Annotated in this window: 22 protein-coding genes and 1 pseudogene; 14 read left to right on the plus strand and 9 right to left on the minus strand. The window is 42.1% G+C overall.

The window, feature by feature from the left end; all coding sequences use genetic code 11:
- Positions 1-28 precede the first annotated feature (28 nt).
- The 3 genes from VNE01S_RS06230 (at position 29) to VNE01S_RS06240 (ending at position 3,643) form a co-directional block, all read left to right on the plus strand.
- Positions 29-1,795: a bifunctional metallophosphatase/5'-nucleotidase gene (locus tag VNE01S_RS06230; RefSeq protein WP_053395110.1), complete on the plus strand. Its 1,767-nt coding sequence runs from the start codon at positions 29-31 to the stop codon at positions 1,793-1,795.
- Positions 1,796-2,207: 412 nt separating this feature from the next.
- The gene (locus VNE01S_RS06235) at positions 2,208-3,176 is read left to right on the plus strand and encodes a TerC/Alx family metal homeostasis membrane protein (RefSeq protein ID WP_053394784.1); all 969 of its coding nucleotides are present in this window, start codon (positions 2,208-2,210) and stop codon (positions 3,174-3,176) included.
- Between the two features lie 278 nt (positions 3,177-3,454).
- Positions 3,455-3,643, plus strand: a complete 189-nt coding sequence (locus VNE01S_RS06240; protein ID WP_053394783.1) for a hypothetical protein — start codon at positions 3,455-3,457, stop codon at positions 3,641-3,643.
- A 109-nt stretch (positions 3,644-3,752) separates the two neighbouring features.
- Here VNE01S_RS06240 and VNE01S_RS06245 read toward each other — a convergent pair whose 3' ends face one another.
- Positions 3,753-4,310 carry a PhnA domain-containing protein gene (locus tag VNE01S_RS06245; RefSeq protein ID WP_053394782.1) on the minus strand — a complete coding sequence of 186 codons (558 nt, stop codon included), beginning with the start codon at positions 4,308-4,310 and terminating at the stop codon, positions 3,753-3,755.
- 253 nt (positions 4,311-4,563) lie between these two features.
- Here VNE01S_RS06245 and VNE01S_RS06250 point away from each other — a divergent pair, with 253 nt between their 5' ends.
- Positions 4,564-5,646, plus strand: coding sequence for a site-2 protease family protein (locus tag VNE01S_RS06250; RefSeq protein WP_053394781.1), 1,083 nt, complete (start codon positions 4,564-4,566; stop codon positions 5,644-5,646).
- Between the two features lie 48 nt (positions 5,647-5,694).
- Here the strand turns inward: VNE01S_RS06250 and VNE01S_RS06255 are convergent, their stop codons facing one another.
- Positions 5,695-6,480, minus strand: a complete 786-nt coding sequence (locus VNE01S_RS06255) for a M48 family metallopeptidase (protein ID WP_053394780.1) — start codon at positions 6,478-6,480, stop codon at positions 5,695-5,697.
- 84 nt (positions 6,481-6,564) lie between these two features.
- On the opposite strand from VNE01S_RS06255, the gene VNE01S_RS06260 reads away from it, so the two are divergent.
- The 5 genes from VNE01S_RS06260 to VNE01S_RS06275 all read left to right on the plus strand — a co-directional run bounded on the left by VNE01S_RS06260 (position 6,565) and on the right by VNE01S_RS06275 (position 10,839).
- Positions 6,565-7,011, plus strand: a complete 447-nt coding sequence (locus VNE01S_RS06260; RefSeq protein WP_053394779.1) for a hotdog fold thioesterase — start codon at positions 6,565-6,567, stop codon at positions 7,009-7,011.
- Between the two features lie 3 nt (positions 7,012-7,014).
- Entirely contained in the window at positions 7,015-7,248 is a 234-nt protein-coding gene (locus VNE01S_RS06265) for a DUF3389 domain-containing protein (RefSeq protein ID WP_053394778.1), read from the plus strand.
- Between the two features lie 77 nt (positions 7,249-7,325).
- Complete coding sequence (locus tag VNE01S_RS06270) at positions 7,326-9,017, plus strand: SgrR family transcriptional regulator (protein ID WP_053394777.1); 1,692 nt, start codon at positions 7,326-7,328, stop codon at positions 9,015-9,017.
- Positions 9,018-9,030: 13 nt separating this feature from the next.
- The gene (locus VNE01S_RS18850; protein WP_082331653.1) at positions 9,031-9,282 is read left to right on the plus strand and encodes a hypothetical protein; all 252 of its coding nucleotides are present in this window, start codon (positions 9,031-9,033) and stop codon (positions 9,280-9,282) included.
- A gap of 657 nt (positions 9,283-9,939) precedes the next feature.
- A complete protein-coding gene (locus VNE01S_RS06275) occupies positions 9,940-10,839 on the plus strand; it encodes a LysR family transcriptional regulator (protein WP_053394776.1) in 900 nt (299 codons plus the stop codon).
- 47 nt (positions 10,840-10,886) lie between these two features.
- On the opposite strand, the gene VNE01S_RS06280 is transcribed toward VNE01S_RS06275, so the two are convergent.
- Positions 10,887-13,568, minus strand: a complete 2,682-nt coding sequence (locus VNE01S_RS06280) for a bifunctional acetate--CoA ligase family protein/GNAT family N-acetyltransferase (protein ID WP_053394775.1) — start codon at positions 13,566-13,568, stop codon at positions 10,887-10,889.
- Between the two features lie 218 nt (positions 13,569-13,786).
- On the opposite strand from VNE01S_RS06280, the gene VNE01S_RS06285 reads away from it, so the two are divergent.
- On the plus strand, positions 13,787-14,353 hold the full coding sequence (locus VNE01S_RS06285; protein WP_053394774.1) for an SPOR domain-containing protein: 567 nt from the start codon (positions 13,787-13,789) through the stop codon (positions 14,351-14,353).
- Between the two features lie 153 nt (positions 14,354-14,506).
- Positions 14,507-15,499, plus strand: a complete 993-nt coding sequence (locus VNE01S_RS06290; protein WP_053394773.1) for a D-alanine--D-alanine ligase — start codon at positions 14,507-14,509, stop codon at positions 15,497-15,499.
- On the opposite strand, the gene VNE01S_RS06295 is transcribed toward VNE01S_RS06290, so the two are convergent.
- The gene (locus VNE01S_RS06295; protein ID WP_306304697.1) at positions 15,496-16,317 is read right to left on the minus strand and encodes a tyrosine-type recombinase/integrase; all 822 of its coding nucleotides are present in this window, start codon (positions 16,315-16,317) and stop codon (positions 15,496-15,498) included. The genes VNE01S_RS06290 and VNE01S_RS06295 overlap by 4 nt on opposite strands.
- A gap of 231 nt (positions 16,318-16,548) precedes the next feature.
- Between VNE01S_RS06295 and VNE01S_RS06300 the strand changes: the two genes are divergently transcribed.
- From VNE01S_RS06300 to VNE01S_RS19735, 3 genes and pseudogenes are all read left to right on the plus strand, one after another.
- Positions 16,549-16,926: a DUF3319 domain-containing protein gene (locus VNE01S_RS06300; protein WP_053394771.1), complete on the plus strand. Its 378-nt coding sequence runs from the start codon at positions 16,549-16,551 to the stop codon at positions 16,924-16,926.
- A 6-nt stretch (positions 16,927-16,932) separates the two neighbouring features.
- On the plus strand, positions 16,933-17,244 hold the full coding sequence (gene yciH, locus VNE01S_RS06305) for a stress response translation initiation inhibitor YciH (protein ID WP_053394770.1): 312 nt from the start codon (positions 16,933-16,935) through the stop codon (positions 17,242-17,244).
- A 433-nt stretch (positions 17,245-17,677) separates the two neighbouring features.
- A pseudogene (locus VNE01S_RS19735) lies at positions 17,678-18,052 on the plus strand (ISNCY family transposase); the annotation flags it as partial.
- A 523-nt stretch (positions 18,053-18,575) separates the two neighbouring features.
- Here the strand turns inward: VNE01S_RS19735 and VNE01S_RS18860 are convergent.
- The 5 genes from VNE01S_RS18860 to vxrA form a co-directional block, all read right to left on the minus strand.
- Positions 18,576-18,734, minus strand: a complete 159-nt coding sequence (locus tag VNE01S_RS18860) for a YoaH family protein (protein WP_082331652.1) — start codon at positions 18,732-18,734, stop codon at positions 18,576-18,578.
- Positions 18,735-18,810: 76 nt separating this feature from the next.
- Positions 18,811-19,950, minus strand: a complete 1,140-nt coding sequence (locus tag VNE01S_RS06315; RefSeq protein WP_053394768.1) for a conjugal transfer protein TraF — start codon at positions 19,948-19,950, stop codon at positions 18,811-18,813.
- A 58-nt stretch (positions 19,951-20,008) separates the two neighbouring features.
- The gene (locus VNE01S_RS06320; protein WP_053394767.1) at positions 20,009-20,881 is read right to left on the minus strand and encodes a DUF2861 family protein; all 873 of its coding nucleotides are present in this window, start codon (positions 20,879-20,881) and stop codon (positions 20,009-20,011) included.
- Positions 20,881-21,540: a response regulator transcription factor VxrB gene (gene vxrB, locus VNE01S_RS06325; protein WP_053394766.1), complete on the minus strand. Its 660-nt coding sequence runs from the start codon at positions 21,538-21,540 to the stop codon at positions 20,881-20,883. The genes VNE01S_RS06320 and vxrB overlap by 1 nt, the downstream gene beginning before the upstream one ends.
- The gene (vxrA, locus tag VNE01S_RS06330) at positions 21,515-22,945 is read right to left on the minus strand and encodes a sensor histidine kinase VxrA (protein WP_304951237.1); all 1,431 of its coding nucleotides are present in this window, start codon (positions 22,943-22,945) and stop codon (positions 21,515-21,517) included. The genes vxrB and vxrA overlap by 26 nt, the downstream gene beginning before the upstream one ends.
- Between the last annotated feature and the right edge of the window lie 57 nt (positions 22,946-23,002).

The following is a 23,002-nucleotide window of genomic DNA, read 5'->3' on the forward strand; positions in this document are numbered from 1 at the left end:
GGATGTAGGGATGAAAAGAGAAAAACATATGAAAGATAAAAAGAACAAGTCAGTTAAGATTAGGCTGGCACATATCAATGATACCCATTCTTATTTTGAACCTACGTCTTTACAGCTAAAACTGAATATTCATGGTCAAACATTGACCCCATACGTAAGTGCAGGAGGCTTTGCTCGCATAGCAACGCGTAAGGCTCAGCTTCAGCAGATAGCTTCTGATGAAGGTCGAGAATTTATGTTCCTGCATGCTGGGGACTGTTTCCAAGGAACGCTTTATTTCTCTTTATTTAGAGGAGAGGCGAACGCCGAAATGCTTAATACGCTAGGTATAGATGCAATGGCGTTAGGCAACCATGAGCTTGATATGGGGAACTTACCCGTTGCTCGTTTTGCAAAGCAGATTCGTTTTCCGTTACTCGCGGGTAACTGGGATCTCAGCAATGAGGATCAGGCGAAACCAGCGACTTTGCGTGATAACCCGGCTGTTTACCCGTATAACGATCAACAAAAGCGTGCATCTTGGATAGTTAAACAAGTGCAGGGCGAGTCAATCGCGATATTCTCGTTAGCGTTAGAAAAAATGGAAGACATTTCCAATCCTGATCCAGATACGCCATTTATTAATACGTTAGAAACTGCGAAGGCAACCGTTGATGCAATTCGTCGTGAAGGTATTAATAAAATTATTTTGTTAAGCCACATGGGCTATGAAGCAGATTTAGAGCTAGCCGCCAAGGTGGACGGCATCGGTGTGATTGTCGGAGGCCATAGCCATAGATTACAAGGTGACTTTAGCGATTTGGGGCTGAAAAAGGACGATCCTTATGGTGTTGAAGTTAATAATACCTATGTCGTGCAAGCTGGATACCACTCGCTGAGCATGGGACATTGTGATATTGAGTTTTCATCTGATGGAGGTATAGCGTCATTTAATGGAAAAAACGAATTGCTCCTAGGTAGACGAATTTTCCTTGATGCTAGTATGAGTGAATCCTGCGATGAGAACCCTTACGATGCCGCACGAAAATTTGTGGATCAGCACCCCAACGTTGTTGTGTGTAAGAAAAATCCAGAGCTACACCAACTACTTATGGATAAATACACATCGCAAGTTAGAAAGTTACAACGTGACATAGTTGCTAAAGCGAGCGACTTCCTGCGCCATATCAGAATTCCTGATGAACAAGGCCCGAGTGAACTGGCACCTCTGGTTGCTGCCTCTTTTGCCCACAAAATGAGAAAAGAAGGGCACCCTGTAGAATTTGCTATTCACAATGCCGGTGGAGTAAGAAACTCACTCCATGCTGGAGATGTATCTGTAGCTGATATTGCCGGCAAGTTGCTGCCATTTGCAGTGCCAATTGGTGTATATGAAATTCAAGGCAAAGACATTGCAGCCTCAATTGAAGGAGCAATTAACAATGCGTTGAATAATGGTGTTGAAGGCACCGGAGATGGCTCTTACCCATACACTTATAACCTTAGGTTTGAGTACGAGCATGATGCACCTTTGGGGCAGCGTATCGTCAACTTACAGATATTAGGTAAGGAATCGAGTTGGCAACCAGTCGAGCAAGAGCGCTTTTACCTTGGCACTTCGTCAGCCTATACCATGAAAGGTAAAGAAGGCTATGAAGCAATGCTGAACATGAAAGGAGAAGGTGTGGTTACAGCCATTTCCATGGCAGACTGTTTTATTGAGTTATTAAAAGACGATACCAATATACTTAATCGCTATAAACATGAGTCGAATCATCAACACGGTATAATGTTTGCTAGTTCTTATTCCAAATAGTGAATTCCTTTTCTATGGAGGAAATTATGTGGAAAGACTGGTTAGATGTTGCGGTTGTGGTGAGTTGGGTAGGAGTTTGGTCAGCATTGGTATATCTAATACCGATGGTTAGCCAATAGCATGTAGAAAAGGAGCAAATATTTGCTCCTTTTCTGATTTAAATTATAGACGTAGCCTTTAGAGCGTAATACGATTCCATCCGTTTGGGGAGTAGTCGCCTCTGGTTTACTTATCGTCATCTCGTTAGATATTCATCTATCCGGTAAGTAAGAGTCCGAACCTGCTTTTAGCAGTATCAGTACTTCGACGAGACCAATGCAACCAATTCGTTCGCTTATGTTTAGCGGGTAGTGAGTTTGCGGAGGGATTATCGTCACACTATCTTGTCGATCCCTCCGATTTTGGAGGAAATATGACTTTATCTACATACATTGGTTTTACGGTTATGACTATCTCTATGGTTTTGCTGGATATTTGGCAAACTCGTGGAGGTAACATTAGCCTTAAAAAAGCTGCACTCTGGAGCATAATATGGTTCTTGCTCGCATTTCTGTTTGCGGCAAGTATCTATCTATTTTGGGACTTTTATGCACCGCAAAGTGATTATACAGCGGAAAAGGCAACCCTATCATTTTTAACCGGGTACTTACTGGAAAAATCGCTCAGTGTAGACAACTTATTTGTTTTTGCGATCATTTTTGGCCAGTACGCGGTGCCGAACAACCTTCGTCCAAGAGCATTGCTACTAGGGGTCATTGGTGCGTTAATCTTACGTGCTGTATTAATAGCAGCAGGAGCGAAACTTCTCGTTCAATATCACTGGTTACTATATGTGTTCGCGGTATTTTTGATCTGGACTGGCGTGCACCTAGGGTTGGATAAAGGAGACGATGGTATAAGCCCATTGCCAGAAAAGCTGATCAGAAAGTGGGCGAGGGTAACGGAAGGTTTTCACGGCAACGCACTGACCGTTGTTGAGAGCGGTAAACGTATATTGACGCCAATGGCAATAGTAATCGGCGTGATCGCCTTTATGGATGTTATGTTTGCACTGGACTCTATTCCTGCAATATTCGCCGTAACGAGAGAGCCTTTTTTAGTACTTGCTGCGAACGTATTTGCGTTGCTTGGGCTTCGGTCGCTGTATTTTGTGCTGCAAGGTATGTTGGATAAGTTTTTTTACCTCAAACCAGCGCTCGCTTTCATTATGATATTTATTGGCATCAAAATGTTGTTGGTAAACTCTGAATGGGAGATTCCCACATATGTGTCGTTACTGGTCTTAGTTGTTACTATGGGAATAGCGGTGTTGGCCTCTGCCATAAAACAGCGTAAAAATTCAATGAATAACGTACTAAGTACTGATAGTAAAACTAATTAAAACTGCGACAGACTGCCCGATTGTTGTCCATTACATTTGTAATAGAACTGTGAACACTGTTTGAGGTGAGGTTTCTAGGTTGGTTTAAATATCACTAAGAACGGATAAACAATCGAAAAAGTTGAGGTTTTAATGAATAATGTAAATTTGACTTGTTAATGGTTTGTTTTATTAGAAAAACTAATCCAAAAAACCAAATTTTGTCATTTTTTAAACAGTAAATTATTGAATAATATTGCCTCACCGAAACGAATCAGATGATTTATAGAGAGGCAATCATGGCACAGACAATGCAATTTGGAACGATTAACGCTCCTATCTCTATGGACAAAAAAACCTACGCGGTTTCTTTCAAAGGACTGATTACACATTTACTGGATATTCTTTTTACTGATAACACTCCTCGCGCTTACTACGCGAATGATTTATCAGGCCATTTGCAGAAAGATATCGGGTTAACTCGTTAACAAAAAGCGTCAGTAATTGCTGGCGCTTTTTTGTATCTATACTTTTTTCAGCGTTCAAATACGCAAAAAGGCGCTAAAAGCGCCTTTTTGCAAATGTACAATCTGTGAATTACTTTTTACGGCAGTACTCAGCAATTACGTACATAGACTGGCCGCCATTCGCTTTACCAGAAACTAATTTTGGATCGCTACCAAGGCTGATACCACGAATAACTGTACCTTGTTTGATCACTTGGTTTGTACCTTTAACTGGCAGATCTTTAATTACTGTTACGTCGTCACCTTTTTTAAGCTCGGTGCCGTTGCAGTCTACAGTCTTATCGTCGTCAGACATGCCAATCATTGCCCAGTTCATTTGCTCTTCTTCCATGTACATCATGTCTAGAGCATCTTGAGCCCAGTTTTCTGAGTTAAGACGAGTCAGTTGGCGCCATGCAGTGACCTGTACTGCTGGTACTTGGCTCCACATACTGTCGTTTAGGCAACGCCAGTGGTTAATATCCTGTGGATCTTCAATTTCACCTAAACACTTGTCACATACCATGATTGCGGTATCAACAGTCACGTGGCTGTGAGGTGGAACTGCGTATGCCGTTAGAGGCGCCTCAGCAGCACATAATTCACATTTAGATTCGCAGCGTTCTAGCATTGTAGCTTCAGAAGACATAAAAGGACTCACATTTTATAGGTGTTAATGAAGGGCGTTATTATGCACTTTATTCGGTAAAAATAAAGAGGTATCCAAGAAAGCGCTGCATTCAGATGCAATATACGCCTCGTGATGACTATGAGTTACATTCGTGATACATGACAATAAATCAAACACCTACGCCAGGTTACATTGTAACAATGGCTTTACCTTGTAGTGGTCTATGGCGCATAATTAGGGCGTTTATAAAACCCAATTAATAGGCACAACATTGGAACTACTTTCTATTGATTTCTTAGGCAAGCCCCTTCGACTCGAAGGATCTATGGCTGGTTGGCAGCAACTCTTCTGGGGCAACCAATTAGTATCGCAACTTAATGCAGACTCTGAACGAGGAAAGCAGAGCATTCATGAGTTTAGGTTGCTAAATGGAGATGAAGAGTTGGTTTGTCGTTTAGACATGTCGCTTGAGTGGCAGCCATTTCTCATTGAATATCGAGCAACGCTAAACGATCAGCTTGTCGTAGAAGGTAGCCGAGATACAAAAGACATAGAAAAACAAGTCCCCTTTAACCCTCCTGAAGCCGAAAAGAAATTTAGTTTAATAGGGCTTGTATCGCTTGGCATGAAGGCGCTAAAAAGTGCCAAATTAATTAAAGTCGTTCTAGCCTCTGCCAGTTTAGCCGCGTACTCGTGGTTGTTCTCATTCCAGTTTGCATTAGCCTTGCTCGCTTGCCTAATCTTCCATGAGTATGGCCACGTAAAAGCAATGAAATACTTTGGAATGAAAACCAAAGGCATTTACCTTGTGCCATTCTTAGGTGGTTTGGCACTCAGTGACGAAAAGATAAACACGCGTTGGCAAGATGTGGTTATCTCTATTATGGGGCCTATGTTCGGTTTCGTGTTGTCGCTCATCCTTGTATTGATTTATTGGATGACGGGGGAGGTATTTTTTGCCGGACTTGCCGTTTTTAACGCATTTTTAAATCTGTTTAACTTATTGCCGATATTGCCACTTGATGGCGGGCATGTTCTTAAGAGTATTAGCTTTTCGATGAACAGTGTTGCCGGGCTTGTGCTTTGCACTGCTGCGGCACTTAGTGGTGTTGCACTCAGCTACTCTCTAGGCTTAACCCTGTTTGGTTTTTTACTCATTATGGGGACACTAGAAATTGTCCTAGAATGGCGTGGTAGACATCATAGTCATTTACTTCCTTTGGATCGCTATGGGCAAATTGTATCAGCCATCTGGTACGTTTCGCTTGTATCTGGCCTGATTGGTATCATCTGGTACTTTGCTGGAACGGGTGATCAGCTACTGCAGCTGCCGTTGATGATTTTAGGGACCTAATTGACAGGGAGCCATGTGGCTCCCTGTTTGTTTTGTATGGATGAGAACTTACGAACAATTTGGTCGTGTTGCGCCGTAATTTGGTAATCGACGTATTTCATCCGCTAAATCTTGAATGCGTGTACCGTGAGACGGGTGAGTAGACAAAAGTTCTGGCGGTTGGCTTCCGCCAGACGCTGCTGCCATATTTTTCCAGAGACTGATGCTTTCTCTTGGGTCAAACCCTGCCTTAGCCATCAGCTCAAGCCCTACGATATCGGCTTCAGACTCTTGAGTTCGCCCATAAGGGAGTAGAACGCCATATTGGACGCCCAAGCCGAGTGCCGCCATAGTGGCACTTTGGTACTGTGCATATTCAGATGAGCCGATAGCAATACTGGTAATTTGCATGCCCGCATTGGCAAGTTGTGATTGAGAAAGCCTTTCGTTACTGTGGTCAGCCAAAACGTGTGCGATTTCGTGACCGATCACCGTCGCAAGCTGATCTTGATTTTTGGCGACTTTCAACAATCCGGTATATACACCGATTTTACCGCCAGGAAGCGCAAACGCGTTCACTTGGTCGTCGTCAAATACAACAACTTCCCATTCGCTAAAGCCTTTTTTAGGAACATAACGCGTAACGTTGTTCGCAACGCACTGAACATAAGCATTTGTTTTTGAGTCAGTGCTGACGTTTTGCTGCTTTTTCATTTGTTCGAAAGATTGTGCGCCCAAGCTGTTCATATCTTGGTCGGAAAACAGCAATAATTGATTACGGCCCGTAGGCGACGAGCTACATGCAGCCATGCCAATTGTTGCCGCTAATACGCTCACCTTTAGCCAATTACGCATCGAATTCTCCATTTCATAGTCTATATTTTTCTAATCATAGCATTAGGTTACAATGCATTGTATTTAAACATTTGGGAAATCAGTATGGCAATCTGGAAACGCACAATAGATTTAGAACGTCTAAATGCGACATCTAAAAACACTTTGATAGAGCACTTAAATATTATTTATACCAACGTTGGTGACGATTTTATTGAAGCGAAGATGCCTGTTTGCTCTTTCACTCACCAACCTTTAGGTATGCTTCATGGTGGGGCATCCGTCGTTCTTGCAGAAACGCTTGGCTCAGTCGCGGCTAATTTTTGTGTGAATGAAGATTCGTTCTGCGTAGGCTTAGACATTAATGCGAACCATATTCGCTCAATGCGAGAGGGAAAAGTCATCGGCAGAGCAAGCCCGATCCATTTGGGCGTTTCTACTCAGGTATGGCAAATCAATATTACTGATGAGCGAGAGAGGCTGGTCTGCAGCAGCCGTTTGACCATTGCCGTTCAAAAAAAACGAAACACAAAACAAGCGCTTAAGGCCTAAACGATGGTTGTAGAATTTAAAAGCGGAAAAATCATTATTACCCCACATGAAGTAGTCATCAAGTTCGTAGGGGAACATATGATTACATTGCAAGCGCAAACGGATGCTATTCAACTTATTGGCCGAGGAGCTAATGTGATAGCGGCCAATGGCAGCGAAACCAAGTGGTCAATTAAGCTCGATAATGAAGCACAATTGCGCGAAGTCGCAGCAGAAATGGGCTGTGAAGTAGAATAAATATGCCGAGAGCTTGATTCTTTGAGTTAAATGGGGAAAATCCTCTCTTAGGTTTAAGTAGTGAGGTTTCCCCCTTTATGAGTAGTCCCCGCCTTAGAGTCCAGTTTGAGACCTTGTTCGAACATTACAAGGGTCAAGACTGTGGCATCCAACTTGATGAAATTACAGAAATTCTATTTTGTACTAGGCGTAACGCGCGTATCGTACTCAACAAAATGGAAGAAGAAGGTTGGATTGAATGGCATCCCGCACCAGGGCGTGGAAAGCTTTCCCAGCTTATATTCAAACGCAGTCGTTCAGATGTGAGCGAAAATCTAGCGAGGCGTTACCTAGAAGAAGGCAAAATCGGCCAGGCGTTAAAAGTACTCGATCAAGATACATCGAAACTTGCACAAGTTGTGGAAAGTTACCTCGGAGTCCAACAACGAGAAGGTCTCCAAGTTATTCGTCTGCCTTACTACCGACCACTGACTAACTTAAACCCCCGAGCACAAGTAAGGCGCTCTGAGCAGCATATCATCAGCCAAATTTTTAGTGGTTTGACTCGTTTGGACGAAAAAGAGGAGTTACAACCCGATCTGGCTCATACATGGGAAAGAGTCACTCCCACTCATTGGAAGTTTTATATACGTCCAAGCGTTCGTTTTCATAATGGCGATCTCCTCACGACCGAAACTGTAATTGAATCACTCATTTCATTAAAAAATAAACAGCTATTTTCTCATATCGAAGATGTCACTACATCGGAGAAATTGTTGGTTGATATCACGCTAACTAGGCCAGATTACCGCTTACCACTGTTACTTGCAGAATCTTGTGCAAAAATACTCTTACCAGAGAGTGCAAGAGGAGACGACTACGACATGTTTCCGATTGGCACAGGTCCTTATCGAGTGACAAAAAATGATGAGAAACGCTTAATTCTACAAGCATTTGATGTTTATTTTGGTTTTAGAGCACTGTTGGATAGCGTAGAAATTTGGGTCATTGATGATGTTCACTCATCAATGGTATTTCCTAGTTTAACCAATCCAATCAAACCCAAAACAGGCACATTCAGTGATGAAGTGGAGTTAGACCCAGGCTGTACTTTCTTACTCCTCAATCGAAAAAGTGGGCTAGCGAAATCAGAAGATTGGGCGAACTACTTTAGTCAGCGATTAGCATCTTTAAACTTGTTCCAGCAACTCCCTCAACAGAAAGTGATTGATTTGGGTGTTTTGCCTGCTCATGGGTTAAAGCCGGGCTGGTACCACCATACCCGAAGCGGACATTACTGTTCACCTCCGTCGTATCGAAAAGTCACCATTGCTTATCATGCTCAGCACCCTATGTTTCCAACCTTGGTCAAGTGTATTGAAACACTGTTAAAGCAAGACCAGCTGGACGTTGAGTTTGTTAAATATGACATTGTCGCCCCAGATGTTGAAGATATCGATATTTGGGTGAAACCTATGGGCATCTCAAGTAATAGGGAAGATGCACTGGCTGGGTGGTTACTAAATTACAGTGATATTTCTCAACTGAGTGATGCAGGTGACTTCAAGTTTTGGTGCGAGATTGTTGAAAAGTGGCAATCTGAAGAGCATACAAAGTTCCCTGCAAAAATACTTGGAGAGTCCTTGGTTGAGAAAAAACAAATCATACCCATGTTTCATTGCTGGTTGGGTGTCAGCAAAGATCAATGTGGGGAGTTACAGAATGCACAATGCAATGCACTTGGCTGGTTCGATTTTAGTCAAGTTTGGGTCAAACCCAAAGCACAATAACCGTGGGGGATACGTGGCAAAACCAAATAAAAAACAACCCTCTAAAACCGTCGATATTTACTGTATTAAATGTAAGACAAAATTGTTTAAGTATCGAAAAGGAGGTAAAGGGGCATTAGTAAAGTGCTTTAAAGAAAGAATAGTAGAAGATTACACACTCACGCCGTGTCACTGTCCTGCCTGTAATACTGAATTCGCGAGGGATACTCTGATTCGAGGCACACCTGCTTTCAAGATGATAGGCGGTAAAGTCATGATGAAATAGCACTTTCAAAAACCTCAGTTAATTATAACTTTGTAAGTAAATTTTTTTGTGAAAGTTTGATTAAAACAGGCCTTAAGGTATCGGATTTGATCTGAGTCGATAAAAATCGTAAAAAACTCTTTAACGTCTATCTTTGCACTATAAACCTGTTAGAATAACCGCAGTTTCAGTTCGGTTTTTCCAACATTTCTAAAGAGGGTCGTCATGGAGTTAGCACTAATCGTCGCTTTTATCGTTGCAGCAGCAGTAATGGTTAAAAAAGAGATGGTAAGCTCAAAATAAGCACTCATTCATCCCATTTTTCTTTTCCTTTCGATGAATGAAGTGCAAAAAGTCAGTTAATAAGGTGACTTTTGTACAAAGCCCCTCACGATGTTGAGGGGCTTTTTTGTTTGGCTGGTCTGAATAATTCTAAAAATCCGCTTTTTCTTTAATCGCTATAAACAATCGCATATCCAAATCATTAGCTAATGTGCAAATCTAGCAATAAATTAAACTCATAAACCTTATACTTAACTGAGCAGTATCATCCAATTCATAGTGTTCATCGCTAGGGTTGTGATTAACCAAGCAGTGATTAATCTATTTAGATTCAATGATGTATATGCTTAAATGCATTAGCTCTCATCTCAGACGTGTTGTAGAAGGATAAATAGTGTGCAAAGCCCAATAACATTAGAAGCGTTACATATTCTGGATGCAATTGATCGACGTGGCAGTTTTGCCTCTGCTGCGAATGAACTAGATCGAGCACCGTCGTCGTTAAGCTACCAAATACAAAAGCTTGAGCAAGACCTAGACATCATGATCTTTGATCGCTCTGGTCATAAAGCGAACTTTACAGATGCGGGCAAATTAATTTTGGAGCGGGGACGAACAATACTTTCTGCAACCCAAAAGCTTGTTAATGACGCCAGTTTGCTTGCGAATGGTTGGGAACTGGATATCACACTCGCGTTTGATGGCATCATTCCAGTGGAGAATTTTTTCTCGATGGTAGATGAACTGGGTAAAGTGAGTTCGACACGGGTTAAGTTGCAAGAAGAAATTCTGGCTGGCTGTTGGGAGTCATTAAATGACGGTCGTGCTGATCTTTTGATTTGTCCCAAGATGGATATATTGCCACACGATGTAAAGTCTCAAACCATTGGAAGTATGGAGATGATTTGGGTTGCCGCTTCAGAGCATTATGTCCATAAACGCTCGGGTGAGTTCAATGAGGAGGCGCGAGAAAAGTATCGAATGATTGCAATCGCGGATACTGCGCGCGAGCAGCCGCCTATTAGTGTCAATGTTACCCAAAAGCAGCCTAGATTAACGGTAACCAATTTTGCTGCTAAGGTTTCGGCGCTAGAGAGAGGGCTAGGTATTGGTACGTTGCCTAAAGATTTGGCAGAAGAGTTGATCGAGAAAGGAAGTATTAAGAAAATTGCCGGGACAGAGCCACAACCTATAGAAGTCATTCTAGCCTGGAAAAGAAACAAGATAGGTGAAGCGAAATCTTGGTGTATTCAATATCTTCAAAAAAACTTCAAACACGCGACCAAAGTGCAATGATTGAGTAGGTGGGTCGTTACCGGCCCACCCACCTCTTTATCGTGTTTTTAATCGAGTGGTAATACCATATCGGCCACACCTTCCTCGAAGTGAACATCTAGCTTAAAGCCCATTTTTTGTGCAAGCATTAACATCCCTCGGTTTGCTGGCATAGTCATACCAGACATTTGTTTTGTCTTTTTCTGGCGGCAATAATCAATGATTTTTTTCATGAGTAGTTTGCCTAATCCACCACCTTTTAGGTCTGAGCGTATTAATATTGCGAACTCTGCATCCGTGTTTTCGGTGTTTATCAGTGCTCTGGAAACGCCGATTATTTCGGTGCCCTTTATTCCTTGTCTGACCGCAACAAATGCCATTTCTCGGTCATAATCTATTTGGGTGAAGTTAGCTAATGCTTCGTGATTGAACTCCCCAACATCAGTAAAGAAACGCTTATAAAGATCTTCCTTGGTGACGTTATGAATAAATTCAGCGTGAAGCGGCTCGTCTTCCGGTAGGATAGGGCGTATCAGTATTTCATCCCCTGTTTTTAGTCTCGTAATCTCTTCATATTCAACAGGGTAAGGCCGGATGGCTAATCGTTCGTGGGCGTCACCTTCATATCGTTTTAAGATGAGATCTGCATCTAATATGGTAAATGAGCGTCCGTTAGCCAATAGTGGATGTATATCCAGTTCATGTACTTGTGGGCAATCAACCACCATTTGAGAAATACGTACTAGCAATTCAGATAAGCCATGAACATCCATTGGCTCTGGCAATTTTTGCAGTCTAATTTTCCCCTTTTTCAGCGCTCTAACGATCAAATAGCGTGCGAGTGCCATATTCAACGGTGGCAAAGCTGAGGCCGCATCCATAGACTCATCCCACTCAGAACCGCCTTGTCCAAGCAAGATGACTGGTCCAAAGGTTTCGTCTGTTTTTACTTTGATACGTATTTCTTCACCACCGGCCAATTTGGCCATACCTTGAACTAAAAGGCCGTGGATATTGGCTGATGGGTAGGAAAGCTTAGCGCGATCCAAAATGGATTCAGCTGCGTTTGCGACTTCACTGCTATTTCGGAGGTTGAGCATTACCCCCTGTATATCTGACTTATGTGCAATATCAGGAGAGCGTAGTTTTACAGCTACGGGGTAGCCTATTTGTTCTGCTACATGCACAGCTTCACTGGCATCTTCGGCTATCCAAGTAGGAAGGGCATTGAAATTAAAGTACTTAAGGAAAGTGCCGATTTGATGCGTATCTAGTGATACTGTTTTTTTATCCAGTAATTTGTCTTCAATCCATTTTTTCGCTTCATTAAGCTCTGTGATATGGACAGGCTCTGCCGTAGTCGGCGTTTCCATCAATTGTTTTTGGTTTCGCCTGTACTCCACTAGGTGCATAAAAGCTATAACCGCACTTTCTGGGGTGCGATAAGTTGGAATACCCGCTTGAGTTAAAATGTGTCGGGCGGGTTTAGCTGTTTGCTCGCCTGACCAATTGGTAAGAATATTGAAACGTTTGTATCTAGGGTGTGATTTGATTGCATCAACCACTGCTTGGGCTGTTTGCTCTGAGTGTGCGACTGCTGAAGGGCTATGCATAATCAATATAGCATCGGCGCAGTCTGCATCCATGACGGCATTCAGCGTTTTGATATAACGCGTATGATCTGCATCGCCAACGATATCGATCGGGTTACTATGACTCCAGCTTGGTGGCAAAATTTCACTTAAAGATTCAATGGTGTCTGGTGAAAGCTGAGCCAGTTTACCGCCACGCTCTAAAAGTGTGTCTACCGCCATTATCGCAGGCCCACCACCATTGGTAATGATGGCAAGACGTTCGCCACGCAGTGGAACCGAGTGGGTAAGTGTTTCTACTGCAGCGAACAGCTCATGTGAGTTCTTAACGCGAAGCATACCAGTACGCCTGATAGCAGAGTCGTAAATGATATCTAGCGTATCACTGCCGCCTGTGTGGGCTTTTGCCGCGGCACGTCCAGCGGCTGTTCGGCCGCCTTTCAGTACCAGAATACGTCGATTTCGCGATGCGGCTCGCGCTGCGGACATGAATCGCCTTGCGTCACTAATAGTATCAACATAAAGCAATATAGCATCTGTATGAGAGTCAGTACTTAGGTAGTCGAGTAAATCAGCAAAATCGATATCAAGCGCGTTACCTAGAGAAACAAACGCAGAAAAACCGATATTTTTATCATTAGCCCAATCCAAAATCGTGGTGCACATTGCGGCGGACTGAGATATGAAAGCAATTTTCCCTTTTTGTGCTGTCACAGGTGAAAAAGAGGCATTAAAGTTTTCCCATGGCAGAACAAGCCCTAAGCTATTAGGCCCCAGTATCCGCATACCCGCTGCCTTGGCAATTTTTAAGCAGCGGTCCTGAATACTATCACCATTATCCAGCGGAAAATGCATATCGGCAGATAAAACAATGGCCGCTTTTACTTTCTTAGCAGCCAAATCGTGGAATATTTGTATGTTTCTACTTGCGTGTGTACACACAATGGCGACATCTGGTACGACAGGAAGCTCAGCCACCGACCGATAGGCCAATACACCACACACAGCAGGGTGGTTGGGTGTGACGGGCATAATAATCCCTTCAAAACCACCGTGCAGTAGATTTTTCATGATGATATTACCTGCGCGCATTTCTTTTGTTGAGGCTCCAATAATGGCGACAGATTTGGGTTTGAGCAGGCGTGTCAATTGATTCATAACATAGCTCCGGCGGGGTATATCAAACAATCGTACCCAAGCTGCATATTTAAAACAGAAGAGAATTGGAGTTGTTTTAATCAGATCACTGGTGAAGTGATTAAGTTTGTGTCACGTGTCACAGTGTATAGGTAGATAATTGCAATGTTGGGTTGATTCTGTGCCTATCTAACGGCATGATTTAAGGTAATTTATCGTTTAATGTGTTTGAATATTCCATGAAAAAAATCGCTATTGTTGGCCTATCTGTTGTACTTTCTGCTTGTGTATCAAGCGAGTATGTCACAGATGTGAGCTCTGAAAGCCATCGAGAAGAGTACCGTACAGCAAAAGTTGAAAAACCACTTCTGTCACAGCCTCAAGTCACAGAACAGAATGTTCAGGCTAACGTAGTAAAAATGTCGCCTAAAGCTGAAAAGCAGGTAGTGAAGATGACGCCAAAAACCGCAAAACCGGCGGTTTCTATCACTCCACCTAGTAGCAAACAGCAAGCGAAGAACGCACGATTTGGTTACACGATACAAGTTGTTGCTGTTGGTAATCAGCTGAAAGTCGATCAGTTTGCCCGAAAACTCCCTCAGCATGAACAGCCAATTTGGGAAAACTTCAAAGTTGTTAACGGTACGAAATGGTACACAATCTTATTTGGCGATTATGCAACGCGTAGTGAAGCGCAAGCGGCGATTGCCCAGCTACCAGCCGATTTTAGAACGCTTAAGCCTTTCGTTAAAAGTATCGATGCGATAAAAAATTCAGCATATCCAAAACTAAACAAATTGAACTAAACCACGAAGGGGCAAGTAGCCCCTTTTTTATGTGTAATTATTGGCCGGTTACGCAGCTATACACTCGATTTGACGCTAAATTCGTGTAACTTGATTTCCTTTCTATTATTATGAGGCCACTAATACATCTGTTGTATCACGGAAAGATTTTTAATGATTAATACGACAATATTACTTTTATGTGGAGGTGGCTCGTCTGAACACGAGGTATCTCTGATTTCCGCTAATTTCGTTCAAGAACAACTTGAAAGCACCCGCGAGTTTGATGTTATTCGTGTTGAGATGAAAGCGGATGGGTGGTTCACCACAGAAGGTAAACTGGCGTACCTTGATACAAACAGAGGTACTCTAAATACAGAAGACAATTCAATAAAAATCGACTTTGTGGTGCCATGTATTCACGGCTATCCAGGTGAAACCGGTGATATTCAGTCAATGCTCGAGTTATCGGGTATTCCTTATTTAGGCTGCGGGCCAGAAGCAAGCACAAATAGTTTTAATAAGATCACATCAAAGCTTTGGTACGATGCATTAGGCATCCCAAACACACCTTATATTTTCTTGTCAGAGAATAATGCATCTGCGCTTGAAGAAAGTATGAGCGCATTACAAAAGTGGGGCTGTATTTTTGTAAAAGCAGCCAGACAAGGCTCATCTGTAGGATGCTATAAAGTCGATGATATCAATGAGCTGGAATCTGCTTTGAATAATGCATTCCATTACTCCGATCAAGTGCTGATCGAACAAGCGGTAAAACCACGCGAGTTAGAAGTCGCTGCGTACCAATTCCAAGGCGAACTTTATATAAGCAAACCTGGTGAAATCAAAGCGCCGGAAGATGCGTTTTATACTTACGAAGAAAAATACAGCGAAGCGAGTCATTCGACGACAGAGATCGAAGCGAGCAACTTAAGTGAAGCGCAGCTTGAGCTAATCCGTTTAAGCTCGGAAAAAGTGTTTAAACAAATGCGCCTAAGACACTTATCTCGTATCGACTTTTTCTTAACTCCAGATGGTAATATTTACCTGAACGAAGTAAATACATTCCCAGGAATGACACCAATTTCAATGTTTCCAAAAATGCTTGAGAATAATGGGCACGACTTCTCAGAATTTTTAGCGGATTGTGTCCGTAGTTCGATCTAATCCCACGGTTTAAAACGTTTAAATACCATCCTTTCAGTATCTGCTTGTGCCTTATTACCTATGTAGTAATAAGGCATTGCAGCACTTAACCAACGCCCATAGTGCTGAATATCTGATACTTTGTTTCCTTGTTTGGCTAACTCTTTAGCTGCTCCGACTCGTAACGATTGGCCGGAAAACTTAAGGTCTAGACCAAGTTTATCGCTAGCGCTACGTAGAATACGGTAAATAGATGAATCATCCAAAGGCTCATTATTCATGTTGCCGTGCTTATCTATGGCTGTGAATAGTGTTGAGCCATGAAGTCCACGAAGATTTATCCATCGAGAGAGGTACTCGCAGGCATTAGGTGAAAGCGTATAAAGGTTGTCTCCAATCGCAACTTTTATACAGTCGTTATTGTATGTAAGCTGTTGAAGACTCAAATTACGCAATTCACTTCGTTTTAGCAGGCATTCATACATAATGTAGTAAATGGCCAAATTGCGGATATCGCGTGCTTTATCGGAGTGACCAAGAAGTCTGGTAATCTGATCTAAGTGCTTCTTCTCAAATGCATCGGTGGCCTTTGCGTCGCCCACCTTGTCTAAGCGAATTTTAGATAAGGCGATTTTGACACTAGAGTGCGCACTCGGGTCCGAGGACGTAAGAATTCTATGGAACAAACCAATGGTGACAAGGTAACGTTTAATTGTTGCGTACTTACGTTCTATTGATTCCTTTTCAATAAACATACGTAACGCTGTCGTAGCCGCTGGGATAGGGGATACATTCTTCTGAGTACAGAACTCAACAAACAAGTTCCAGTCTTTCGTCATCGCTAGGAGTGAATTACGCGAATACTGATGATCTGTCAGATGATTGACATCCTCAATGGATACTTTTTTTGAAAATAATCCTATGTATCGTTTTATTTCGGAAATGTCGTCGATGGAACGTATTTTTTTTCTCATTTTAAAGCACTATAACCGTCAGATTTTAATAAATATACTTGATAATGATATATATACAATTATTATTAAATGACCGATTTCTAAATAACGATGATTATGGCCGCAGCTTCTTATCGAGGGTTTACCCTTAAAACTGCCGGAAACTCGACAGAGATCTGGCAAGTTCAAATTAAAAAACATCTGTTGTCAGGAAGCATGGCAGCAGTAAAGAAAAGCATCGATTGGTTTTGTGATACCGCTACAATCATCGATCCAAAAGAGTTCAGCTCACTCGAAAATCAAAAGCAAACCAAAGCAAATTCAGCCCAAGAAGTCTTTAATGGTTATCTGTTAAAGAATGACACAGGTGAAGCGAATGCGTGGTACTGCTTATTTAACGGCCGCTTAATCAAAGGCGGTAAAGTTGCAATTCAAAAGCACATCGAGGCATACTTGCAAGCCAAGCAAAGAGCCGAACAGCAACAAAAGAAGTAATATATTATGAGTCTTGTATATTCGACCGAAGTTGGTCGTATTAAACCTGAAGAAGATAAGCCCCAACGTCCTAAAGGTGACGGTATTGTTCGAATCCAAAAACAAACCAAAGGTCGCAAAGGTAAAGGAGTTTGTGTTGTATCTGGACTCGATCTTGAGGATGCACCACTTAAACTTCTAGCAGCAGAGCTAAAGAAAGTGTGTGGTTGTGGTGGCTCTGTAAAAGATGGCACTATTGAAATCCAAGGCGATGCTCGTGACAAGATCAAAGTACATCTAGAGAAAAAAGGTTTTACAGTTAAACTTTCAGGTGGCTAATAATCGATTGGATAATCAATGATTAACCAAATGATTATTAGGTATTTTATGGTAAATCAAGTTATGTTGAATTTACTACTAAACACCAAGTTTCAAAGTTACTCAAGATAGAAGGGAGCATGGCGCTCCTTTCTATTTCTACATTATATTTAACATAAGATAGATAATACGCACTGCAGTTATAAGCACAAAGCGAAAATTTCCTAATATTACCAAGTGAATTTGTCCTACATTCGCTTGGAGGTTTAAAGATGCTAATAGTCATGAATGATCGCCAACTACAACGATTTTCTGTCATCCCAAATGTCTTGCACTGGTATCTTTCTTGTATAGTGCGTCGCGAATTCTTTGGCCACGACAACCGAGGAAAACCTTCATCCTATCGAATTGATGACAAAATAAAAGCCCAGGCCTGAACATCCGTTCTTAGCAGTATCCAGACTTTGGTCCTACGTTTGCGCAGGAAAAGTTAACAGTACAACATCATATCAATGCGTCGCTTGAAGTCCTTCGTCAATGGATGATTTCCGATGGTCTTTGGGTGCCACATTCACAACGTAAGCCTCGTATTTATCAACCTCGTTATCGCCGTGACTGCTTTGGTGAGTTCATCCAGAACGATGGCTCTCATCATGATTAGTTTGAAGGACGTAGCGATAAATGTTGCCTGCTGGTGTTCATCGATGATGCGACTGATCGCCTGATGAACTTGCGTTTTAGCGAGACCGAATCCGCCTTCAATTATACGGTCGCAACACGAGAATACCTCAATGAACATGGTAAACCGGTAGCATTCCTCCAGACTAAGTAACCAGAGAGATAGTAAGAATACATTCATTCCTCTAGAGAGTGTTTGTTACAGGCTTCACGTACAACATTTGCTTTGCAGGAACGGTAATTAGTAGAAGAGCCTGTTTACTTTCTTATTGTGTGACGCTGTCACCTTTATGGGCGAGCCCTTTGTGACACTGTGCGCCTGAAGAATAATCATCTAATAAAAATAGCCCGCTCAAGCCATCACTTACCACATTGTAATTTTATTACAAATAGGATTAACCTAAACCTGAAAACAGATAAAAACTCTGTAGTAATTCCTTGATTACAAGGGTAAATGTGGGTTTTTAACCTTTATTCAGATTTTCTGAAACTACTTCTGTAGGTTGCTGTTAGGCTTTTAAGAATACGGCGTTGGTAGCGAAGGTATGTAAGAATTTTCGTTGTATCACTATAGAACTAGTTATAGTGCACCGATTTTTCACAGGTATAAAAAATCCCAGGCTACATAATGTAAACCTGGGATTAAGTTCTACTTCCTAAAAATAGGTGCTGCCCTATCCTTTTGTATTAGCTGCTTTAGCTTCTTCTCGTATTTGCTCAGCTACGATCTTGATTGCTTGTGCAGTGCTGATTCCTTCTGCCATTAGCTGCTGAATTCTATCTACAGCTTTTTGTTGTTCTTCATGGCTTAGCGGTGGTAAATCATCAAACATAAAACGGCCCCTATTTTTGCTAGGGGCCGACTATATTATGAATTGAGGGATAAAACCAGTATTGCTACGTTAAGGCTTAATAGCTAGTTAAGAAGTTGATGTATCCACCCATTGAGTCTTTGTTGGTATAGCTAGCACCAATATCCAATTGGAACAAATTAAGCGGTGATAATCCGATACCGGCTGTGACCGTATCATCAAGGTTGTCGTAAGCAAGGTTACGTTTCCAACCCGCTCTCAACTTAAGTTGGCGAAGAAGATCGACTTCACCGCCAACACGAATCATTTGTGTGTTGTCGGCGAATCCTGTATATCTTTCTTCTTCATTCAAATCATAATCAACACTAAGCGTCGCGTAGTCAGCAACCAAACCAAAACCTACTGTATAATGCGGACGTAATTTGTACTCAAAGGTTTGTTGAGGATTGGATGGCATTGCTTTAGTTTTGATATCACGCCCTAAAATGTTACTTGCTGATATACCAGCCCTTAAAGGCCCATAAAACCAAACAAAACCCGCATCTGCATTTAGTACCGTTTCGCCTGTCGAATTTTCTCTTAGATCTTTAAGCTCATAGTCAGATAGGGATGCTTCATAAACGTACGTGTAAACACGCTGTAGTTTTGGCGAAACACCAAAAGCAATGTGTTGCCCCATGAAAGTCTGATATTTGGCGAGCGCCATTCCGACTTCTGTTACGCCTACAGAAACAGCTTGAATCTTACTATTACTCGCATCAGTAGCCGCGTCTCCAGTATCCGGAATGACAGGGTTTACAAAAGATTCAGTATAAGCTTTACCAAATAAGTTGGCCGCCACAAATTGGTTAGGTAAAGCAAATGCGACAACACCACCTAACTCTACTTTCAGTTGATCGCCTCTTAAATCACTCAACGATGCTTCTAAAGCGCTAACTTGACTCGGATCAGTTTTAACTTTATCTATTAAATCAACAGTTTTATCGATGTCATCAATAAACGAATCTTCGTCCGTATACGTCAAGCCAATACTTGGCAGGATCATACCTAAATCATCATTGCGACGGTATATAGCAGTCAACGCAGGGTTATAGAAAGGTGCAGTCAGAAAGTTTGCAGATACAACGCCTACTCCCCCCATCGCGTCGCCCCTTGCTTCAATTGCATAGTTAGCAGCGGTGGCGGTAGAGGCAAAGAGCGCAAAAGAGAGTGGAAGAAGTTTAATTGAATTTGTCATGTCGATTTAATTACTAGAACGCTGGTATTTGTATCAGCGTATTGTCCAATAAATTCAACTATTCCTCTAGTGAAACATCATATGTTTTACTAATAGTTTGGGACTGTTCAACAATTATTGGGCCTTGCCAGCGTGTTTGGTTGACAGCAACAGCCAATACATAGCGACCCGGCTGTGCGGCGCCAGAATCTATAGTGGATGGATAATCCGATTCGTAGACTTTACCCCATACACGATTATATTTGCCATCTACAAAATCATAAAGTGACACATCGAGTTTGGGTAATGGGCAATGAGGGTTCAACAATGCGTTCTTTTCCACTTTCCATTGGTCTTTTGACTGCCAACGAACCGTCACTTTCGCTTTGTCTTCCCCTAATACCAGCCACGAGCTCCAGGTAGTGTCATCGCTTCCAGTAACATCAATTCTGTATAAGCCCATGGTCATACGACTATTGAGATTATACCTTTTTACATATTTCGTGAGCGTATCTGAGACTTTAAACGCAGTGAGCGCGTTATCATTGGTAAGTGAGCGTGATACCCATTTAGTTAAAGATATGTCAGATATATCAATTCTCGACTCGATCTCCACACTCGCTCTATAGGAATTTCTACCAGGGCTTTGAATATCTGTGCGCCTTACAATGACGCTATTCAACCAATCGGGTAACGGTTTGGTGTCTAGCGTTTTGCCGCAGTCAACTTCAAGTGATTGCAGGAGAAGGTCGTTGAGATGAGGTGTGATAGTCTGATTTTTCTCTAACTGCCATACCTCAACCAGCGATGAAAACATCGCCGGAAGATCATTATTTAATAGGTGCTTATGTGCCTGTGTCAAAGGTGTATTACTTTGAAACCAAGGCACATCTTTAGCTGACGCAGGCGCACTTACTAATAATGCGCCTAGAATAGCAGTACGTTTTAACATTAGGCTTTCATTTTATAGCCAACACCGCGTAGTGTTTCTATTTCAAGGCCAGGTAGTTTTTGACGGAGTTGAAGTACGTGTGTGTCTACCGTTCTTGTTGTTGGGAAATGGTTGTAGCCCCAAACATGATCAAGTAACTCATCACGAGTAAATACTCGACCTAAATTACTTGCTAAGAAAAGCAACAAATCAAATTCTGTTCTTGTTAACGTGATTGATTCCTGCTTGTAGAACACTTCACGCGTTGCTTTATCGATAACAAGGTGTTCCGTAATGACTTTTGAGTCGTCTTGGCTTTCACCTTCTGGTGCTCGTAACTGCGCACGAATTCTGGCGAATAATTCTGCTTCAGCAAAAGGCTTCGTTAGGTAATCATTTGCACCTGCATCTAAGCCTGCCACTTTATCTTTTACAGTCACTAATGCTGTCAGCAGAATGACAGGCACATCTTTTAGTTGTTTCCATGCCTCAAGGTGCTGAACAGAATCTCCGTCTGGCAACTGGCGATCCAAAATTACAAGATCGGCTTTTTCCCAATGCTGCGCAACATCAGCGATTGTTTCTGAATGAAAGCACTCGTATCCCGCTTGTTCTAGGCTAACTAAAAGGCCATCTGCTAGGTTTTTATCATCTTCAACGAGAAGCAGTGTCTGTTTCACAAGGTATCTCCAATATAAACGTTGTTGGTGGCCCGATTAATGACATTTTACCGCCCATTCGGCTGACCATTGATTCAACAATTGTTAAACCTAGTCCAAGGCCACTTTTACTTACAAAAGGTTTACGTAAATTACGCCAGTCCTTTTTGCTAAGCTTTCCTTGGTCTATAACTTTTACAGTGAGTAGTTGGTTAGAGGCATTGACCTCTAGCTCTACGGGACCAACCCCATATTTCACTGCGTTTCTAAGTAAATTATCTATACACGTGCCAAGCCAGTATACATTAAGCTTGGCTGCGACATCTTTGTTAATTGTGAACTCGATCTGTTCATCGAATTCTTCTTCAATTTTGAACTCTAACCATTCTTGTACAGAAGGAACCCACTCTGTCGCTAAAGGCTTGCTATCTGACTGTAAGTAGTCTTTACTCGCTTCTGCAAGCTGTCTTAACCGTCGAGAGTCTTCACACAATCTTCGAAACTCATCATATACTGATTCGGGAAGTTTCTCGAATTCTCTCCTGAAACCTTCAACAGTGAGAGATAAACTAGCGATCGGAGTCCTTAGCTCATGAGTTAATATTTGTAAGATGAGCATCCGACTTTTCATCTCTTGTCTCTTGGTGTTCCAACGGTAAAGAGACCAACCAAGGACAAGCAAAATATTGGCGATAACCAACGCTACCATGCTCATTCTGAGCAGATCTGAACTATCTTCGATATCCCAACACAAATTACCGCGTTGAACGAAACAGCTGTCTGATTCACTTCTTAAAGTAAACTGCAGACCCGCGTTATCCGCATTTTGTATCCAAACTTCTGCGGGAAACACGAGATAATGGTCATTTTTTCTGAGCCATAATTCATCGTGTTCCAGAAACATACTTGAGCCAGCAATCAGTGACAAAATCGTGTCTTCATTCATGCGTTGCAGCCTACCAAGTAAACTGTTTTTCGGAGCTAAAGGTCTTTCTTTAATATGCATATACTGTTGAAGTCGCTCCTGCTTTTCAGGATAAACTTCTGCATAGCGACTCGCATATGTGCCACCACCAGGGTGAATTAGAGCGCTGCGAGCAAACCATTTGTTACTAAGCGTATTTCCATTACACATGGCACGAGTAAATACTAACGGCTCCGTCACCAAAGGGCTAAGCGGTAACTTTCCTGTACATTTTTTGGATAAGTCATACAGTCTTTGCACGTCTCGTAAAGGATAAGCGGCTGTTTGAGGAAGCATAGAGTCAGGCGTGAGTAGACGTGTCGGATAGTCTGACTGAAGATTGCGAATATCGTATACAACAATAGAATCGCTCTTCTCAAACAAATCGACAAATGTATCTATCCGCTCAGGAAGAGAGTCTGCGGTTGCACTCACAGAGCCTAAACTTAAGCATAAGATGATTGTGTTTAAAGCTGCCTTTAACAATGCAAAATTTCGCTAAATCAGTGGGTTATATTT

It is taken from the genome of Vibrio nereis NBRC 15637, from assembly GCF_001591105.1.
Taxonomy (GTDB): domain Bacteria; phylum Pseudomonadota; class Gammaproteobacteria; order Enterobacterales; family Vibrionaceae; genus Vibrio; species Vibrio nereis.

Bases quoted from the DNA above. Each gene is read 5' to 3' on its own strand.
- VNE01S_RS06245 (WP_053394782.1), bottom strand. From the start codon at position 4,310: ATGTCTTCTGAAGCTACAATGCTAGAACGCTGCGAATCTAAATGTGAA.
- VNE01S_RS06270 (WP_053394777.1), top strand. From the start codon at position 7,326: ATGAGTAGTCCCCGCCTTAGAGTCCAGTTTGAGACCTTGTTCGAACAT.
- VNE01S_RS06260 (WP_053394779.1), top strand. From the start codon at position 6,565: ATGGCAATCTGGAAACGCACAATAGATTTAGAACGTCTAAATGCGACA.
- VNE01S_RS06255 (WP_053394780.1), bottom strand. From the start codon at position 6,480: ATGCGTAATTGGCTAAAGGTGAGCGTATTAGCGGCAACAATTGGCATG.
- VNE01S_RS06240 (WP_053394783.1), top strand. From the start codon at position 3,455: ATGGCACAGACAATGCAATTTGGAACGATTAACGCTCCTATCTCTATG.
- VNE01S_RS06230 (WP_053395110.1), top strand. From the start codon at position 29: ATGAAAGATAAAAAGAACAAGTCAGTTAAGATTAGGCTGGCACATATC.
- VNE01S_RS06235 (WP_053394784.1), top strand. From the start codon at position 2,208: ATGACTTTATCTACATACATTGGTTTTACGGTTATGACTATCTCTATG.
- VNE01S_RS06265 (WP_053394778.1), top strand. From the start codon at position 7,015: ATGGTTGTAGAATTTAAAAGCGGAAAAATCATTATTACCCCACATGAA.
- VNE01S_RS06320 (WP_053394767.1), bottom strand. From the start codon at position 20,881: ATGTTAAAACGTACTGCTATTCTAGGCGCATTATTAGTAAGTGCGCCT.
- VNE01S_RS06295 (WP_306304697.1), bottom strand. From the start codon at position 16,317: ATGACGAAAGACTGGAACTTGTTTGTTGAGTTCTGTACTCAGAAGAAT.
- VNE01S_RS06280 (WP_053394775.1), bottom strand. From the start codon at position 13,568: ATGAATCAATTGACACGCCTGCTCAAACCCAAATCTGTCGCCATTATT.
- VNE01S_RS18860 (WP_082331652.1), bottom strand. From the start codon at position 18,734: ATGTTTGATGATTTACCACCGCTAAGCCATGAAGAACAACAAAAAGCT.
- yciH (WP_053394770.1), top strand. From the start codon at position 16,933: ATGAGTCTTGTATATTCGACCGAAGTTGGTCGTATTAAACCTGAAGAA.
- VNE01S_RS06315 (WP_053394768.1), bottom strand. From the start codon at position 19,950: ATGACAAATTCAATTAAACTTCTTCCACTCTCTTTTGCGCTCTTTGCC.
- VNE01S_RS06290 (WP_053394773.1), top strand. From the start codon at position 14,507: ATGATTAATACGACAATATTACTTTTATGTGGAGGTGGCTCGTCTGAA.
- VNE01S_RS06300 (WP_053394771.1), top strand. From the start codon at position 16,549: ATGGCCGCAGCTTCTTATCGAGGGTTTACCCTTAAAACTGCCGGAAAC.
- VNE01S_RS06285 (WP_053394774.1), top strand. From the start codon at position 13,787: ATGAAAAAAATCGCTATTGTTGGCCTATCTGTTGTACTTTCTGCTTGT.